This is a genomic window from Micromonospora sp. WMMD729 (assembly GCF_049315225.1).
Lineage (GTDB): Bacteria > Actinomycetota > Actinomycetes > Mycobacteriales > Micromonosporaceae > Micromonospora.
Genome location: NZ_CP186059.1, coordinates 682800 through 699137 on the forward strand (window position 1 = coordinate 682800; position 16338 = coordinate 699137).

Here is a 16338-nt window from a genome sequence, read left to right on the forward strand (position 1 = left end):
TGATGTTGTGAGGATCTTGGCGCGGGGCGCGGGGCGCGGGGCGCGGGGCGCGGGGCGCGGGGCGCGGGGCGCGGGGCGCGGGGCGCGGGGCGCGGGGCGCGGGGCGCGGGGCGCGGGGCGCGAGGGCGCGAGGGCGTCGTGTTCGGCGCGTGGCGGACCTGGGCGGAAGGGGGTGGGTGTCGGTGGACGGGGATAGGCTTGAGGGCGTGCACCCCCCGTCCGGCTGGACGCGGGGCTCCCGTCGTGTGCGTCGAATCCCCTGGAAGGACTCCCTTGCTCACCGGTCTGTTCTCCGCCGCCCTGGCCGACCCCGGGCTGGCCCGGGCGCGTGACCTGGCGCGCTCCGGTGCCGCCCAGGTCGACGGGCTCGACATCACCGCCCCCGCCGCGCTGCGCCCGTTCGCCGTCGCCGCCGTCGCCGCGGACACCGACGGTGCCGGGCGACCCGTGCTGGCCGTGACCGCCACCACCCGTGAGGCCGACGACCTGGTCGCCGCGCTGGGTGGACTGCTGCCGCCGGAGCAGGTGGTGGTCTTCCCCTCCTGGGAGACGCTGCCGCACGAGCGACTCTCCCCCCGATCGGACACGGTGGGCCGACGGCTGGCCGTGCTGCGCCGCCTCGCGCACCCCGACTCGGCCGACGCGCACGGTCGGACCGGCCCTCTGCGGGTCGTGGTCGCCCCGGTCCGGTCGCTGCTGCAACCGCAGCTCAAGGGCCTCGGTGACCTGGAACCGGTGCAACTCGCCGCCGGCGAGGAGGCGGACCTGGAGGAGGTCGCCCGCCGGCTCACCGACATGGCGTACGCCCGGGTCGACCTGGTCACCAAGCGCGGCGAGTTCGCGGTGCGCGGCGGCATCCTGGACGTCTTCCCGCCCACCGACGAGCACCCGTCCCGGGTCGAGTTCTGGGGCGACGAGGTGGAGGAGATCCGTACCTTCGCCGTCGCCGACCAGCGCACCATCGAGCAGGTGCCGCTGCTGTGGGCGCCGCCCTGCCGGGAGTTGCTGCTGACCCCGGCGGTGCGCGAGCGGGCCGCCGTACTCGCCGAGCAGCACCCCGAGCTCGCCGAGATCCTGGACAAGCTGGCCGAGGGCATCCCGGTGGAGGGGATGGAGTCCCTCGCTCCGGTGCTGGTCGGCCCGGACTCGCTGGAGTTGCTGCTGGACGCGATGCCGGCCGGCACCCATGTGCTGCTCTGCGACCCGGAGCGGATCCGCACCAGGGCGCACGATCTGGTGCGTACCTCCGAAGAGTTCTTGCAGGCCTCCTGGGCCGCCGCCGCGGTCGGCGGCCAGGCCCCGGTGGACGTCGGCGCCGCCGCCTTCCGCACCCTGGCCGAGGTACGCGCCACCGCCGGCACCCTCGGCCAGCCCTGGTGGACGCTGTCCCCGTTCGGTCTGGTCGAAGCGGAGATGGCCGAGACGCGGCAGCCCTGGGAGGACGCCCCAGAGGAGGCGAGCGTCACCCCGGACGACGCCATCGCGGTGACCCTCGCCGCCCAGCCGGCACCGCTCTACCACGGTGAGACCAGCCGGGTCGTCGACGACCTCAAGCGCTGGGCCGGCGAGGGCTGGTCGATCGCGCTGGTCTTCGAGGGCCACGGGCCCGCCCAGCGGGCGGTGGAGGTGCTGCGCGACGCCGGCCTGGGCGCCCGGCTCACCGAGGACGTGCCCACCGCACCCGCACCCGGTGACCTGCTCGTCACCTGCGGCGCGCTGACCAGCGGATTCGTCGACGAGGCGTCCCGCTTCGTGCTGCTGACCGGTAACGACGTGACCGGCGGCCGGGGCACCTCGACGCGGGACATGCGCAAGATGCCGAGCCGCCGGCGCAACACCATCGACCCGCTGGAGCTCAAGGCCGGCGACTACGTCGTGCACGAGCAGCACGGCATCGGTCGGTACGTCGAGCTGGTGCAGCGCACCGTCAACGGCGCCAGCCGGGAATACCTCGTCATCGAGTACGCGGCCAGCAAGCGCGGCCAGCCCGGCGACCGGCTGTTCGTCCCCACCGACCAGCTCGACCAGCTCTCCCGCTACGTGGGCGGTGAGCAGCCGGCCCTGCACAAGATGGGCGGCTCGGACTGGCAGAAGTCCAAGGCCCGGGCCCGCAAGGCGGTCCGCGAGATCGCCGCGCAGCTCATCCAGCTCTACGCCGCCCGCAAGGCGTCCAAGGGCCACGCGTTCGGCCCGGACACCCCGTGGCAGCGGGAGCTGGAGGACGCCTTCCCCTGGCAGGAGACTCCGGACCAGCTCGCGGCGATCGACGAGGTCAAGCGGGACATGGAGCAGACCGTCCCGATGGACCGGCTGATCTGCGGCGACGTCGGCTACGGCAAGACCGAGATCGCGGTCCGGGCGGCGTTCAAGGCGGTGCAGGACGGCAAGCAGGTGGCGGTGCTGGTGCCGACCACCCTGCTGGTGCAGCAGCACTACAACACGTTCGCCGAGCGGATGAGTCAGTTCCCGGTGCAGATCCGGCAGCTGTCGCGGTTCCAGACTCCGAAGGAGACCGAGCGGACGTTGGAGATGGTCGCCGACGGCACCGTCGACATCGTCATCGGCACGCACCGGCTGTTGCAGACGGCCACCCGGTTCAAGCAGCTCGGACTGGTGATCGTCGACGAGGAGCAGCGCTTCGGCGTCGAGCACAAGGAGCACCTGAAGACGCTGCGCGCCTCGGTGGACGTGCTGAGCATGTCGGCCACCCCGATCCCGCGCACCCTGGAGATGGCCATCACCGGCATCCGGGAGATGTCCACCATCGCCACCCCACCGGAGGAGCGGCACCCGGTGCTCACCTTCGTGGGCGCGCAGGACGACCGGCAGGTCGCCGCCTCCATCCACCGTGAGCTGCTGCGCGACGGGCAGGTCTTCTACCTGCACAACCGGGTCGAGTCGATCGACCGGGCGGCCCGGCGGCTACGCGAGTTGGTGCCCGAGGCACGGGTCGCCGTGGCGCACGGGCAGATGAGCGAGGAAGCGCTCGAGAAGGTGATGGTCGGCTTCTGGGAGAAGGAGTTCGACGTCCTGGTCTGCACCACCATCGTGGAGTCCGGCATCGACATCCCGAACGCCAACACCCTGATCGTGGAGCGGGCCGACCTGCTCGGCCTGGCCCAGTTGCACCAGATCCGGGGCCGGGTCGGCCGGGGCCGGGAGCGGGCGTACGCGTACTTCCTCTACCCGCCGGAGAAGCCGCTCACCGAGCACGCCCACGAGCGGCTGGCCACCATCGCCCAGCACACCGAGTTGGGCGCCGGCATGTACGTGGCCATGAAGGACCTGGAGATCCGTGGCGCGGGCAACCTGCTCGGCGGCGAACAGTCCGGCCACATCGAGGGCGTGGGCTTCGACCTGTACGTGCGGATGGTCGGCGAGGCGGTCTCCGCGTTCAAGGGTGAGCGTCCGGAGGAGGAGACCGACGTCAAGATCGACCTGCCGGTCGACGCGCACCTGCCGCACGACTACGTGGGCGTGGAGCGGCTGCGTCTGGAGATGTACCGCAAGCTCGCCGAGGCGCGCGACGAGGAGCGGCTGCGTGAGGTCGTCGCCGAGATGACCGACCGGTACGGCGAGCCGCCCGCCCCGGTGCAGAACCTGGTGGCGGTGGCGCGGTTCCGGCTGCTGGCCCGCCGGTACGGCCTGACCGACGTGTCCATGCAGGGCAAGCACGTACGGTTCGGACCGCTGCCGCTACCGGATTCGAAGCAGTTGCGGCTCAAGCGCTACCACCCGGACGCGGTCTACAAGCAGGCCACCGACCAGGTGAGCGTGCCCCGGCCGAGCACCCGTCGGATCGGTGGCGAACCGCTGCGCGACCAGGCACTGCTGGAATGGTGCGCGCAACTGCTCTCCGATGTCCTGGGCGCCCCCGCCCCGCTCGCCGCCGCGACCGCGTGATCGGCCGCGGACGGCCGTGACCGCGTACGGCCGGCGTGGTGCGGTGGGGGCCGTCACAGCATGGGAGAGGGCATGAGAGAGTGACGGGCATGCGTGCTCGCCGTGTGATCGCCGCCGCCAGCGTCGCGGCTCTGGGTGTCCTCTCCCTCGCCGCGTGCCAGAGGTCCGCGCCGGACGTCGCCGCGTACGTCGGTGACAGGACGTACTCGCTCGAGCGGGTCGACGGCATCTACGACGAGGTGCAGGCGGAGTACGGCGACGTCGTCCGGCAGGCGGCGAGCCAGACCGGCGCGACGCCCTCACCCGAGCAGTTGAAGTCGCCGGTCACCCGGCAGGACGTGGTGAACCTGCTGGTCAGCCTGGAGCTGGGCAAGCGGGTGGCCAAGGCCAAGAACATCCAGGTGCCCGACGAGGTCAGCCCGCAGCAGTTGGAGCAGAGCCTGCGGGTCCCGGCCTCCACCGAGTACACCAAGCTCTGGGGTGAGTGGGTCGACCTGCTGCAGACCTTCAACCAGCAGCTTCCGCCGGCCGAGGTGAGCGACGAGTCGGTGATGGCCGTCTACCAGGCGCTGGCCAAGGTCGGGGCGATCCCGGGCGGGCTGCCGGTGAGCGAGGTCCGTCAGCGGTTCGGCGAGGGAGCCTTCGTCGGCAGCGCCACCGCCCTCAGCCTCGCGCTGGAGCAGGAGGCGGACCGAGCCGACGTCTCCATCAACCCGCGCTACCGCGAGGTCGGTGTGCCCTCGTTGGTGAGCAGCGGTCAGTCGATCATCTTCTACTCGCTGCCCTTCATCAACGAAGAGGGCCCGGTCACCGACATCTCCACTCCGGAGGCGTCGCCGTCGAGCCCCAACCCCGACGCCGAGGGCACGGCCAGCTGAGCATGACGGCACGGATCGTCCTGCTGGTCACCTCACCCCGGCTGCCGGCCGGTCTGCTGACCTCGGCCGCCTGGGACGTCGTACGGCAGCATCCGGTGCTGGCCGGCGCGGAGAGCGAGTTGACCACGGCCGTGCGGCAGGCGGGCGCCGAGGTGACCGTGGTGGACGGCCCGGCCACGCAGGCGCTGCTGGACACGGTCGCGGCGCACGGTACGGCGGTCTGGCTGGCCGGACCGGCCGGGGACGAGTCGCTGGCCCGGGAGTTGGGTCTGCGGCTGGCCCGGGAGCCGGGGCTGGCCGAGATGGAGCTGATGTACGGCTCGTGGGATCCGCCGGGGGCGCGGCTGCTCGACGCGGTGGCCGTGTTGGACCGGCTGGCCTCGCCGGGCGGCGACCCGTGGAAGCGGGCGCAGACGCATCGCAGCCTCGCGGGTTACCTGCTGGAGGAGAGCTACGAGGCGTACGACGCGATGAGCGCCGACGACACCGACGCGCTCCGCGAGGAGTTGGGCGACGTGCTGCTCCAGGTGGTGTTGCACGCGCGGCTCGCCGAGGAGTTGCCCGAGGGCGAACGGTGGAGCATCGACGACGTCGCCGGTGGCCTGGTCGACAAGATGATCCGGCGTAACCCGCACGTCTTCGCCGACGCGGAGGCGGGCACGCTGGAGGAGATCACCGCCAACTGGGAGCGGATCAAGCGGGCCGAGAAGGCGCGCGATTCGGTCCTGGACGGCGTGGCGCTCAGCCAACCCGCCCTGTCGCTGGCCGCGCAGATCCTCGACCGGTCCGCCCGCGCCAACCTGACCGTCCCCCTTCCACCCCCCGACACCGAGGCGGACGAGGAAGCGCGACTAGGAACCACCCTCCTGACCCTGGTGGCCGAGGCCCGCAAGGCCGGCCTGAACCCCGAGGCGGCCCTGCGCCGCGCAACCCTGGCCCACGCCGACACCATCCGCGCCGCCGAACGCCCGCCCGCACCCTCCTGACCTCGGTGATCATGGAGTTATTGCCGCGACACGCCGCTGCGGCGGGTAATAACTTCATGATCAACCAGCCGGCCGCGGGGTGGTCGGTAGGGTTGGTGGGTGGAGGCGTTTGGGATTCTTGCTGAGCGGGTTGTCGAGGCGCTGCTGGAAGCGCGGCCGGGGGTCGCCACCGCTGCGGGGGATCACCGGTTCGACGATCGGCTTCCCGACCTGTCCGCCGACGCGTTGGCCGCCGACCGGGCGATGCTCACCGATGCGGCGAACGCGCTGTCCGAATTGGACCCCGACGCGCTGGACGCCGACGAGCAGGTCGACCACGCTCTGCTCACCTCCTTCGTCGACCGGGAACTGTTCGAGCTGACCGAGATCCGGTCGCACGAGTGGGATCCGCTGACCCACAACCCGGGTCCGCTGCTGCACCCCCTGCTGGCCCGCCCGTACGCCCCGGCCGAGGTGCGCCTGACGCAGCTCGCCGGCCGGCTCGCCGCCGTACCGGACGCCCTCGCCACCGCCCGCGCGACGCTGCGGGACATGCCGCGGATCCACGCCGAGACGGCGGTCGGGCAGTTCACCGGCACGGCCGCGCTGATCCGGGACGAGCTACCCGGGCTGATCGCGCAGGCGCCGGGCGGCTTCGCGACGGTCGAACCGGCGGCGACCGCGGCGATCGCCGCGCTTGACGAGTTCGTCGCCTGGCTGCGGGTCCGGTTGGCCGCCGACGCCGGTCCCGGCCGTGACCCGCGCCTGGGCCGCCGCCGCTGGGAGGCGCGGCTCTGGCACACCCTCGACACCGAGCTGGGGGCCGCCGAGATCCAGCGCCGGGCCTGGGCCAACCTGGACCGGGTCAGCGAGGAGATCCGCGCGGCGGCCGTCGAGCTGGTCGGTGGTCCGGCCGACGACGAGACGGTACGCCGGGCGCTGGACGTGCTGGCCGCCGAGCATCCGGACGACTCGACGATCGTCGAGCTGGCCGGGGTGACCCTGGACGAGGCGACCGACTTCGTCCGACTGCACGACCTGGTCACCCTGGTCGACGACCGGTGCGTGATCCAGGAGATGCCGGAGTTCGCGCGGGGCGTCGCGGTGGCGTACTGCGACTCACCCGGCCCGCTGGAGACCGCCGAGGTGCCGACGTTCTACTGCATCGCGCCCACCCCGGCGGACTGGTCGGCGCAGCGCGTCGACTCGTTCTACCGCGAGTACAACGACCACATGGTCCGCAACCTGACCGTGCACGAGGCGATGCCCGGCCACTTCCTCCAGCTCGCCCACGCCCGGCGGCACGTCGGCGGCACGCGGGTGCGGGCGCTGGCTCGCTCCGGCCCGTTCGTCGAGGGCTGGGCCGTGTACGCCGAGGAGCTGATGGCCGGTCTCGGCTTCGGTGGTCTGCCGGTGCGGTTGCAGCAGCTCAAGATGCAGCTCCGCATGACCATCAACGCGCTGCTCGACCAGTTGGTGCACGCCGAGGAGTTGCCCGAGGCCGAGGCCATGGCGTTGATGACCGGCCGCGGCTTCCAGGAGGAGGGCGAGGCCGCCGGCAAGTGGCGGCGGTCCCTGCTCACCTCGACGCAGCTCAGCACGTACTTCGTCGGGTACAGCGAGGTGGCCGAGATCGCCGCCGCCCGTCCGGACGGCGTGTCGGTGCGCGACTGGCACGACGCGATGCTCGCCCACGACTGCCCGCCCCCGCGCCACCTGCGCACCCTGCTCGGCATCTGAGGGCCCGGTCGCGCCTGCCATCGCCCGCGAGAGCCGGGGTACGCGGTCAGGAACCGCCGGGGCGGTTGTCCACCACGCCCGCTCCGGCGGGAGGGTCGAACGCGTTCTTCTCGACCGTCTCGGAGTAGTCGCGCAACGCCAGCTCCATCGGTTTGCCGTCGACCGAGCCGAGGAAGCTGCCGAGGACGCCCTCGGTGGTCACGCAGGCGCTGAAGTCACCGTCCGAACGCTGCACCTCGACGCAGGCGGCGTGGTGCCCGGCGACGGTGGTGTCGCTCTGCTTGATCACCGCCTGCGGGTCGAGGGCGGCGGCGGTCAGCAGGCCGACCACCACGGGCGGGGTGACGAGACCCTGCCGCTTCGCCTCGGTGAAGAGGGCCACCGTGGGCTTGCTGCCGGGTGTGGGCGGCGGGACGACGGTGCACGCCATCCGGCTGCCGGCGGCTGTGCACCGGGTGACGGCGTCGGGGGTGACGGTGAGCCGCCCACCGGGGTAGGTGTAGGCGGAGCGGGCCGGGTCCTGCGCCTGCACGATCGCGGCGGTCTGACCGCCGGGCAGTTGGTAGTCGGCCGTGTAGGTCAACTCCAGTGCCCGGTCGAGGCGGGCGGCGAGGTCGTTGACGAGATCAGAGCGACCCATGGCGCTGCCGGCGTCCTCGAATGTCTGACAGCCGGTGACCGTGAGCGACGCGATGACCGACACGGCGAGCATGCGGAGGGTGGTCGTGGCGGCGGGCATGGCGACCAGCCTGGTGGATCTAGTCCGCGCAGCGCAAACCCGTTGCCGGTTGACGCCCGGAAATCCGGGAATGTCCGTCACCGCGGGGCGACTCGGGTGCGCGGGCGACGCCGTGTCCGATCTCGCCGCCCGATACGCTGCGTTCAACACCTGCCTCAGCCGCACCGTCGCGGCCCACCCACGGACCGGATTCACAACAACGAGGAGCGACTCAGTGGCAACCATCGAGGGAATCGTCGCCCGGGAGATTCTCGACTCGCGGGGCAACCCCACGGTCGAGGTCGAGATCGGCCTGGACGACGGCACGGTGGCCCGCGCCGCGGTGCCCTCCGGCGCCTCCACCGGCGCGTTCGAGGCGATCGAGCTGCGCGACGGTGACGCCGACCGCTACCAGGGCAAGGGCGTGGAGAAGGCGGTCTCCAACGTCGAAGACAAGATCGTCGACCAGCTCATCGGCTACGAGGCCAGCGAGCAGCGGCTCATCGACCAGAAGATGCTCGACATCGACGGCACCGACAGCAAGTCGGAGCTGGGCGCGAACGCCATCCTCGGGGTCTCCCTGGCGGTGGCGAAGGCCGCCGCCAGCAGCGCCGAACTGAGTCTCTTCCGCTACCTCGGCGGCCCGAACGCGCACCTGCTGCCGGTGCCGATGATGAACATCCTCAACGGTGGCGCGCACGCCGACTCCAACGTCGACGTCCAGGAGTTCATGATCGCGCCGATCGGCGCGCCCACCTTCCGCGAGGCGCTGCGCTCCGGCGCGGAGGTCTACCACGCGCTGAAGTCGGTGCTGAAGAAGAAGGGCCTGTCGACCGGGCTCGGTGACGAGGGCGGTTTCGCGCCCAACCTGCCCACCAACGCGGCTGCCCTGGACCTGATCGCCGAGGCGGTCGAGAAGGCCGGCTACCGGCTCGGCACCGACATCGTGTTCGCCCTCGACGTGGCGGCCACCGAGTTCTTCGAGAACGGCACCTACACCTTCGAGGGCGCCGCGAAGTCCGCCGAGGACATGAGCACCTACTACACCAAGCTCGCCGACGAGTACCCGATCGTCTCGATCGAGGACCCGCTGGCCGAGGACGACTGGTCCGGCTGGCAGACGCTCACCGCGTCGATCGGCGACCGGGTGCAGATCGTCGGTGACGACCTGTTCGTGACCAACCCGCAGCGCATCGCCCGCGGCATCGCCGAGAAGGCGGCCAACGCCGTCCTCGTGAAGGTCAACCAGATCGGTTCGCTGACCGAGACCCTGGACGCCGTGGACCTGGCCCACCGGGCCGGCTTCAAGTGCATGATGAGCCACCGCTCCGGTGAGACCGAGGACACCACCATCGCCGATCTGGCGGTCGCCACCGGCTGTGGTCAGATCAAGACCGGCGCGCCGGCCCGCTCGGACCGGGTCGCGAAGTACAACCAGCTGCTCCGGATCGAGGAGGAGCTGGCCGACGCGGCGCGCTACGCGGGCGCGGGTGCGTTCCCGCGTTACCGTTCGGCCTGAGTGTGGTTGCCGGGAGGCCCCGCATGCCGTGGGGCCTCCCGACGCTCGTACGCGACAGACGTAGCCTCGGGGGAGGGGTGTGACGATGCAGCGCCGCACACCGGGTGGTCAACGGCCCGCCCGCCGACCGGGTCAGGCCGGCCGGCCGGGCGCTGGGCGGACCACCCGCGGGTCGCTCCGGGACGTCGGCGTACGCGCCGAGACGCGCGGTGCCGCCGGGCGGGCCCCGGGTACCGTCCGGGGCGCCGAGGGCGGGCGCTCCGCGAGTCGTCCGGCCGCCGCCCGGCGTACCGCCGCCGGTGGCGGTGCTGTCAAGCGGCTCGCCGCACCCCATCCCCGCCGCTTTACCGGTCGGGCCACCGTGCTGTTCGCGGTGCTGATCGCGCTCGCCCTCGCGTACACCTATCCGGTGCGGGTCTACCTGGACCAGCAGGCCGACATCGAGCGGATGGAGGCCGCGCAGGCGGCGCAGGAGAAGGAGATCGCCGAGCTCGCCGCCGAGGCCGCCAAGTGGAAGGACCCGGAGTTCATCGAGACCAAGGCCCGGGAGCGGTTCTTCATGGGTCGGCCGGGCGAGAAGTTGATGGTGGTCCTGAACGACGCCGAGGGCGCGGCCCGCGACGCCGGCAAGCCGGCCGGTTCGGGTGCCCCAGCCGGGCCGGTGACCTGGTACGACACGCTCTGGGGCAGCGTGCGCGCGGCGGACAGTCAGCAGCCGGGCAAGTGATCCACCGACCAGTACACCAGGAGAGACGAGCACCGTGACTGTCGTACCCCCGTCGGAGCCGGCGGCGGATTCCGTACCCCTGCCGCAGCGGGAACCGGCGACCGAGGCCGACCTGGCCGCGGTGGCCGCGCAGCTCGGCCGCCCGCCCCGGGGGACCCGGGCGGTGGCCCACCGCTGCCCCTGCGGCCTGCCCGACGTGGTGGAGACGACGCCGCGCCTCGCCGACGGCACCCCGTTCCCGACGCTGTTCTACCTGACCTGCCCCCGGGCCACCGCGGCGTGCAGCCGGCTCGAGTCGGCGGGGCTGATGCGGGAGATGGCCGACCGGTTGGCGGCCGATCCGGAGCTGGCCGCCCACTACCGGGCGGCGCACGAGGACTACCTGGCCCGCCGGGACGCGATCGGCGAGGTGCCGGAGATCGCCGGCATCTCGGCCGGTGGAATGCCCGGCCGGGTGAAGTGCCTGCACGTGCACCTCGGCCACGCCCTGGGTGCCGGGCCCGGCGTGAACCCGTTCGGCGACGAGACGTTGGCGCTGGTCGAGCCCTGGTGGACGGCGGGCCCCTGCGTGGACGTGCCCGACACCGAATGACCGCGCACTCCGAGGGGCAGATCCTGGTGCGGCGCGCCCGGACCCGGGACGTGCGGGGCATCCGCCGGCTGGTCGACATGTACACCGACGACCGGCGGCTGCTCAGCAAGGCCACCGTCACCCTGTACGAGGACGTGCAGGAGTTCCAGGTGGCGGTCCGGGCCGAGGACGACGCGGTGGTCGGCTGCGGCGCGCTGCACGTCATGTGGGAGGACCTGGCCGAGATCCGCACGGTGGCGGTGGACCCGAGCTGCCAGGGCCAGCGGATCGGGCACCGGCTGGTCGGCGAGCTGATCGACGCGGCCCGGAAGTTGGGCGTGGCACGGATCTTCGTGCTGACCTTCGAGACCCGGTTCTTCGGCTCGTTCGGCTTCCGCGAGATCGACGGCGCTCCGGTGCCGCGAGCGGTCTACGAGCAGCTGCTGCGCTCGTACGATGAGGGTGTCGCCCAGTTCCTGGACCTGGATCGGGTCAAACCCAACACGTTGGGCAACACCCGGATGCTGCTGCGGTTGTAGGCGCTGCCGGGCCGGCCGATCGCTTGAGCCTGATGCCGGAGAGTCATCAAGATGACCCAGCGGCATCACGCTCAACGGAGACTGACCGCCGCCAGCCCTGCGCCGGTGGCTGGCTGTCGTAGGGTTGCCGGGTGACGACGCGTGTGGCGGCCATCGACTGCGGAACCAACTCGATCCGACTGCTGGTCGCCGATCTGCCGGCGGAGTCGGCCGGGCCGCAGGCCCCGCTTGTCGACGTGACCCGGCGGATGGAGATCGTCCGGCTGGGGCAGGGCGTGGACCGGACGGGTCGGCTCGCTCCGGAGGCGATCGAGCGGACCCGGGTGGCGCTGGCGTCGTACGCCGCCGACATCGAGAAGCTGGGCGCCGAACGGGTACGGATGTGCGCGACCTCGGCCTCGCGGGACGCCGCCAACGCGGCCGACTTCACGGCGATGGTGCAGCAGACCCTGGGCGTGGCACCGGAGGTGGTGAGCGGCGACGAGGAGGCCCGGCTGTCGTTCACGGGGGCGGTGCGCGGGCTGCCGGCCGACGCCAAGGAGCCGTTCCTCGTCGTGGACATCGGCGGCGGCTCGACCGAGTTCGTGGTCGGCGACCGGACCGGCGTGCGGTCGGCGATCTCGGTCGACATCGGCTGCGTCCGGATGACCGAACGGCACCTGGCGGGTGATCCGCCGACGCCGGAGCAGGTCGCGGCGGCGGAGTCCGACATCGCCGCCGTCGTGGACCGGGCGCTCGCGGCGGTGCCCGGCCGCGAGGCGGCCACCCTGATCGGCCTCGCCGGTTCGGTCACCACCGTGGTCGCCATCGCCGAAGGTCTGCGAGGGTACGAGCCGGAGCGCATCCACCACGCCCGGGTGTCGTACGAGGCGGTCGCGCGGGTGACCGCGGACCTGTTGGAACGGACCAGCGCGCAGCGGCTGGAGATCCCGGTGATGCATCCGGGGCGGGCCGACGTGATCGGCGCGGGCGCGCTGGTGCTGCGCGTGATCATGGAGCGGGCCGGCATGCCGTCGGTGGTGGCGTCGGAGCACGACATCCTGGACGGCATCGCCTGGAGCCTCCAAGCCGCCTGACGCTGATCGACACGCGCATATCGGCGAGTCGTTGACGCTACTTCGCATTGCACACTAGTGTGCGATGCGTGGACACCACACAGTTGTTGAAGGGCGTGCTCGATCTCGCCGTCCTCGCCGTCCTCAAGGAGGAGGACGGTTACGGCTACGACATCCTCCGCCGGCTCCGCGAGGCCGGCCTGGAGGAGATCGGCGACGCCTCGGTCTACGGCACGCTGCGACGGCTCTTCGCAGCCGGCCTGCTCACCACCTACGTCGTGCCGAGCGAGACCGGCCCGCACCGCAAGTACTACTCGCTCAACGCCGCCGGGCGTGACCAGTTGACCCGCTCCGGCAAGCTCTGGCGCTCGTTCGCCACCACCATGGACACGCTGCTCGACGATCGGGGGCTGGCGGCATGACCGTCACGGAGCAGGAGATCACCGACTACGTGGCGCGGGTCCGGGCCGCCCTGGCCGACCTGCCGCCCGACCGGCGCACCGAGTTGACCGAGGACCTCGCCGACCACCTCACCGAGGTCGCCGCCGAGGCCGAGGGCACCCTCGTCGAGCGGCTGGGCGAGCCGGAGACGTACGCCGCCGAGCTGCGCGCCGCCGCCGGCGTCGGCGCGGGCGGCGGACGCAACCTCGACCAGCGGGTCGCCACCGCCGTGGTCCGGGTCCGCGGCCAGCTGCGCGCGATCGACACCCGGCTCGGACCACCCCTGGGGTACGCCACGGCGAGCGAATTCCTCCGTCTGCTGCGCCCCGCCTGGTGGGTGCTGCGCGGCTACCTGGCGGCGATGCTGCTCACCGTGATCAGCACCGGCGGCAGCTTCGGGGTGCTGCCCCGCTTCGGTGGAGAGTTGCTCGCCGGTCTGATCATGCTGGTCGGCTTCGTGCTCGCCTCCATCTGGCTCGGCCGCCGATCCGCTCAGCTCACCCGCTGGCCCCGATCGGCGGTGCAGGTCGGCAGCGCGGTGCTCGTCGTCTTCGCGCTCTCCGCGCTCATGCAGGCCGAGGACCGGATGCGGTACGGCGACTACGGCATCGATCCGACGTCGATCAACGGCCCGTACGACCAGATCCGGGACGTCTTCGTCTACGACAGCGAGGGCCGGCTGGTGGAGAACGCCCGGCTCTTCGACCAGAACGGCAATCCGATCCGGCTGGGCTACCCGGACTGTGAAGGCCGGGTCGACGAGTACGGCAATCCGCTGCTGCGGCCGTACCCGTACTGCCCGGACCGGCCGCCGTTCGGGCCTCGGGGCCCGCGGCTGCCCGAGGCGCCGGCCAGCACGCCGTCGGCCAGCGAGTCGCCGACCGGCACGCCCCCGGCGAGCGAATCGCCGACCGGTACGCCCACGCCGAGCGTGACGCCGGCCAGCCCGAGCGCGACGCCGAGCGACGAGCCGACCCCGACGCCGACGAGCTGATGGGCAATGTGAACCAGATCATGCACACGATGCTGGGAAATAGCTGAACGGACGAGGTGAGCGGGACGACACCGGAAATCAATGATCGTTACGGTGTCGTCTGCTCATCCATCCCTCGGAAGGAACCCCCGTGTCAGAGCAGGTCGCACCGCCCCCCGCGTCCGACGCAGCGCCGGCCCAGCCGGTCGCCGAGACGCCGGCCCAGCCGGGCGTCCAGACGCCGGCCCAGCCGGGCGTCGAGACGCCGCCGCCGGCCGAGCCGGAGGGTAAGTCCGGTGGGAAGAAGGCGCTCGGCATCATCGGCGCGATCGTCGTCTTCCTCGTCATCGCCGGCCTGAAGTTCGGCCTCGGCGCGGCCATCGGCAACTTCCTGAACAAGGACGAGACCGCCGACGCGAAGGCCGGCGACTGCATCGCCGAGCTGCCCGAGATCAAGGGCGACAAGGAGGAGGAGGTCGACGGCGCCAAGGTCGTCGAGTGCACCTCCACCGACGCCGCGTACAACGTGGTCGGTCGGCTCGACGGGCAGACCGAGACGCAGGCCAAGTCCGAGACCACCTGCAACGAGTTCTTCAAGGAAGGCGAGGAGGGGTACGTCTTCTACAGCATCGAGTCGGGCAAGAAGGGCTACGTGCTCTGCCTGACCAAGAAGGCCTGATAACACGCCTGAAGCACCGATGACGGCGGCGGGGAACATTCCCCGCCGCCGTCGGCATACCCGCAGTCACCATTTGGGGAACAGGAGGTGAATGCCACTGTTCCGACGTCTTCCCGGCCGGGGTCACGGCGTGGCAGGCTACCGGCACGTAGGACCACTGGGCGACCAGCCAACGATGACTGACCGCTAGGAGGACGGCCGATGGGCGACATGGTGAGCTACCGCAGCAACGGGGGCACGAGCGAGGGGTATCTCGCGATACCCGCGAGCGGCACGGCCAGCCCCGCCGTCATCGTCCTGCAGGAGGCGTGGGGCCTGGTACCGCACATCCGGTCGGTCGCGGACCGGTTCGCCGAGGCCGGCTTCGTCGCTCTCGTCCCGAACTTCCGGCACGACGCGGCGACCAGTGAGTCGGCCGAGACGCAGCACGGGTTGGCGTCGCGGATGGCCGAGGCGGTGCAGGACGTCGCGGACGCCGCCGACTACCTCGCCGGGCGGGCCGAGGTCACCGGCAAGGTCGGTGCGGTCGGGTTCGGCGCCGGGGGCAGCCTGGCTCTCAAGTCGGCGACCCGCTCCGAGCGGATCGTGGCCACCGCGGGCTTCTATCCCGCCCTGTCGTGGGATTCGATGCGTTCCGATTGGGTCGACTACGCCGGCAAGGCAGCAATCGTCCACTGCTCCGATCAGGACGGCACCTCCACCGACGAGGGTGTTCAGGCCGTACGTCGGGCCGTCGAGGAGGCCGGCGGCACCTGCCAGCTCTACGACTACCCGGGCACCTCGCACGGGTTCTTCGACGACGACCGGCCGGAGGCGTTCGACCAGCGCGCCGCCGCCAGCGCCTGGGCGCGCACCCTCGAACTCTTCCGGGCCAAGCTTGGCTGAGTCCCGTACCCCCGAGCAGGTCGTCGCCCGCGCCGCGCGGGCGGCGGACCTGGTCGATCTCGACGCGGCGGTCAGCGACTGTTTCGCCTGCCCCCGGCTGGTCGGATGGCGGGAGGAGGTGGCCCGCACCCGGCGGGCCGCCTTCCGCGACCAGGAGTACTGGGGTCGGCCGGTGCCCGGATTCGGGCCCGGCGACGCGCGCATCGCCATCCTGGGCCTCGCGCCCGCCGCGCACGGCGGCAACCGGACGGGCCGGATCTTCACCGGCGACCGCTCGGGCGACGTGCTCTTCGCGGCCCTGCACCGGGCCGGACTGGCCAACCAGCCGACAAGCGTCGCCGCCGACGACGGGCTCACCCTGCGGGACACCCGGATCTTCTCGGCCGTCCGCTGCGCGCCGCCGGACAACAAGCCCACCCCGGGCGAACGGGACACCTGCGCGCCGTGGCTGCACCGCGAGGTCACGCTGATCCGCCCCACCCTGCGCGTCGTGGTCGCGCTGGGCGCGTTCGCCTGGGCCGCGTGGTGGCCGGTGCTCCGCCAGGTGTACGGGCAGCGCCCGCCCAGCCCGCGACCCGCGTTCGGCCATGGGGCACACTGGTCCGGCGCAGCCGTGCCGGAGTTGCTCGGTTGCTACCACGTCAGCCAGCAGAACACCTTCACCGGACGGCTGACACCGGGGATGTTGGACGACGTCTTCGGCCGGGCCAAACAGTTGGCCGAAGTGGACTGAGAACGCGTGGGG

General features: G+C 72.1%; 15 protein-coding genes. 14 read left to right on the plus strand and 1 reads right to left on the minus strand.

Going from position 1 to position 16338, the window contains the following annotated elements; translation table 11 throughout:
* The first annotated feature begins 273 nt into the window (after positions 1 to 273).
* The 4 genes from mfd to ACN263_RS03215 all read left to right on the plus strand — a co-directional run bounded on the left by mfd (position 274) and on the right by ACN263_RS03215 (position 7486).
* Entirely contained in the window at positions 274 to 3903 is a 3630-nt protein-coding gene (mfd, locus tag ACN263_RS03200; RefSeq protein ID WP_422738330.1) for a transcription-repair coupling factor, read from the plus strand.
* An 89-nt stretch (positions 3904 to 3992) separates the two neighbouring features.
* The gene (locus tag ACN263_RS03205) at positions 3993 to 4781 is read left to right on the plus strand and encodes a hypothetical protein (protein WP_422738331.1); all 789 of its coding nucleotides are present in this window, start codon (positions 3993 to 3995) and stop codon (positions 4779 to 4781) included.
* Between the two features lie 2 nt (positions 4782 to 4783).
* On the plus strand, positions 4784 to 5767 hold the full coding sequence (locus tag ACN263_RS03210; protein ID WP_422738332.1) for a nucleoside triphosphate pyrophosphohydrolase: 984 nt from the start codon (positions 4784 to 4786) through the stop codon (positions 5765 to 5767).
* A 99-nt stretch (positions 5768 to 5866) separates the two neighbouring features.
* Positions 5867 to 7486: a DUF885 domain-containing protein gene (locus ACN263_RS03215; protein WP_422738333.1), complete on the plus strand. Its 1620-nt coding sequence runs from the start codon at positions 5867 to 5869 to the stop codon at positions 7484 to 7486.
* Positions 7487 to 7532: 46 nt separating this feature from the next.
* Here the strand turns inward: ACN263_RS03215 and ACN263_RS03220 are convergent, their stop codons facing one another.
* Positions 7533 to 8225, minus strand: a complete 693-nt coding sequence (locus tag ACN263_RS03220) for a hypothetical protein (RefSeq protein ID WP_422738334.1) — start codon at positions 8223 to 8225, stop codon at positions 7533 to 7535.
* 214 nt (positions 8226 to 8439) lie between these two features.
* On the opposite strand from ACN263_RS03220, the gene eno reads away from it, so the two are divergent.
* From eno to ACN263_RS03270, 10 genes are all read left to right on the plus strand, one after another.
* Positions 8440 to 9723 carry a phosphopyruvate hydratase gene (gene eno, locus ACN263_RS03225; protein ID WP_355048850.1) on the plus strand — a complete coding sequence of 428 codons (1284 nt, stop codon included), beginning with the start codon at positions 8440 to 8442 and terminating at the stop codon, positions 9721 to 9723.
* 85 nt (positions 9724 to 9808) lie between these two features.
* The gene (locus tag ACN263_RS03230) at positions 9809 to 10450 is read left to right on the plus strand and encodes an FtsB family cell division protein (protein WP_422738335.1); all 642 of its coding nucleotides are present in this window, start codon (positions 9809 to 9811) and stop codon (positions 10448 to 10450) included.
* 34 nt (positions 10451 to 10484) lie between these two features.
* Positions 10485 to 11042 (plus strand): DUF501 domain-containing protein, encoded by a 558-nt coding sequence (locus ACN263_RS03235; RefSeq protein WP_422738336.1) that lies wholly within the window; start codon positions 10485 to 10487, stop codon positions 11040 to 11042.
* Positions 11039 to 11560 (plus strand): amino-acid N-acetyltransferase, encoded by a 522-nt coding sequence (locus ACN263_RS03240; RefSeq protein ID WP_422738337.1) that lies wholly within the window; start codon positions 11039 to 11041, stop codon positions 11558 to 11560. The genes ACN263_RS03235 and ACN263_RS03240 overlap by 4 nt, the downstream gene beginning before the upstream one ends.
* A 143-nt stretch (positions 11561 to 11703) precedes the next feature.
* The gene (locus ACN263_RS03245; RefSeq protein ID WP_422740583.1) at positions 11704 to 12636 is read left to right on the plus strand and encodes an exopolyphosphatase; all 933 of its coding nucleotides are present in this window, start codon (positions 11704 to 11706) and stop codon (positions 12634 to 12636) included.
* Positions 12637 to 12704: 68 nt separating this feature from the next.
* Positions 12705 to 13037 (plus strand): PadR family transcriptional regulator, encoded by a 333-nt coding sequence (locus tag ACN263_RS03250; protein WP_234584103.1) that lies wholly within the window; start codon positions 12705 to 12707, stop codon positions 13035 to 13037.
* Positions 13034 to 14050 carry an HAAS signaling domain-containing protein gene (locus ACN263_RS03255; protein WP_422738338.1) on the plus strand — a complete coding sequence of 339 codons (1017 nt, stop codon included), beginning with the start codon at positions 13034 to 13036 and terminating at the stop codon, positions 14048 to 14050. The genes ACN263_RS03250 and ACN263_RS03255 overlap by 4 nt, the downstream gene beginning before the upstream one ends.
* 130 nt (positions 14051 to 14180) lie before the next feature.
* Positions 14181 to 14708 (plus strand): LppU/SCO3897 family protein, encoded by a 528-nt coding sequence (locus tag ACN263_RS03260; protein WP_422738339.1) that lies wholly within the window; start codon positions 14181 to 14183, stop codon positions 14706 to 14708.
* A 201-nt stretch (positions 14709 to 14909) separates the two neighbouring features.
* The gene (locus tag ACN263_RS03265) at positions 14910 to 15593 is read left to right on the plus strand and encodes a dienelactone hydrolase family protein (RefSeq protein WP_422738340.1); all 684 of its coding nucleotides are present in this window, start codon (positions 14910 to 14912) and stop codon (positions 15591 to 15593) included.
* Entirely contained in the window at positions 15586 to 16326 is a 741-nt protein-coding gene (locus ACN263_RS03270; RefSeq protein ID WP_422738341.1) for a uracil-DNA glycosylase, read from the plus strand. The genes ACN263_RS03265 and ACN263_RS03270 overlap by 8 nt, the downstream gene beginning before the upstream one ends.
* Positions 16327 to 16338: the final 12 nt, after the last annotated feature.